Annotated in this window: 2 protein-coding genes; both read right to left on the bottom strand. The window is 49.4% G+C overall.

The window, feature by feature from the left end; genetic code table 11:
• Window positions 1-899: alpha-L-glutamate ligase-like protein (locus R7E47_RS25430; RefSeq protein ID WP_318085604.1), on the bottom strand; the 899-nt coding region annotated here is incomplete at its 3' end.
• Between the two features lie 3 nt (window positions 900-902).
• Window positions 903-992 (bottom strand): 7TM domain-containing protein, encoded by a 90-nt coding sequence (locus tag R7E47_RS25425; RefSeq protein WP_318085605.1) that lies wholly within the window; start codon window positions 990-992, stop codon window positions 903-905.
• Window positions 993-1,007: the final 15 nt, after the last annotated feature.

Raw genomic sequence — 1,007 nt, 5'->3', positions numbered from 1 at the left:
GCTGGAGTGCCGAGGCTTTCAATATGCTTCAAGCGAGGAAGCAATCCTGCTCCGTTCGCGATTTGAATAGCCAAACCAGGACGAGCATTCAGCTCAAGTACCATCGGACCTTCTTCTTTGTCGAGAACCATGTCGGTGCCCATGTAACCAAGCCCCGTCATTTCCCAAGCACTTGACGCAAGTTCTAGCAAACGCTCCCAATGAGGCACTTGCAGAGTCGATAAATCTTTACCCGTATCTGGGTGGTGCGTTACTGGTTGGTCGAATTGCACCGCACGAATGGCTTTGCCTGTTGCGATATCAATGCCGACGCCGACCGCGCCTTGGTGAAGGTTAGCTTTACCATCAGACGCTGATGTTGAGCAGCGCATCATCGCCATGACAGGGTAGCCTTTAAATACGATGATGCGTACGTCTGGCACACCTTCGTAGCTGAAACCATCGAAGCAGTCATCAAACTTAATCAAGTTCTCAACCACCGCAACATCGTTCTTACCGCCGAGCGAGAACAGCCCTGCCAGTGCATTACTGATGTGGCGTTCCACTTCTTCTTTGTTGATTGTCGCACCAGAAGGTTTGGTGTACACACCGTCTTTATGCGATGTCACCACCAGAATACCTTTACCACCGCTGCCTTGAGCTGGCTTAATCACAAAACCCGGCCAGTCTTTCACCATGTTGTGGATGGTTTTTACTTCTGCTTGGTTGTGGATCACGCCGATAAGGGCAGGGACGGTTGCCCCTGCAGCTTGAGCGATGATCTTGGTTTTTAGCTTGTCATCCACCAATGGGTATTTAGAGCGATCGTTATAGCGACCAATGTAGCTATGGTTACGCTTGTTCATGCCCATAATGCCTTTGTGGCGAAGTTTTGATGGCGTAGTGTAACGTTCAAACATCGTTTAATCCTCCGCTAGCGGTTTGAAACGACGTAGTTCTGTTAGACGGTAACCAGTGTAAGTACCTAGTAATAGAATACCCGCCAAAACAATTAGCTGTAGGCCGAT

The sequence above is a fragment of the Vibrio sp. Vb1026 genome, assembly GCF_033338745.1.
GTDB lineage: Bacteria > Pseudomonadota > Gammaproteobacteria > Enterobacterales > Vibrionaceae > Vibrio > Vibrio alginolyticus.
Note: the sequence above shows the minus strand (reverse complement) of the source record. Positions and strands in the feature narration are given on the sequence as shown.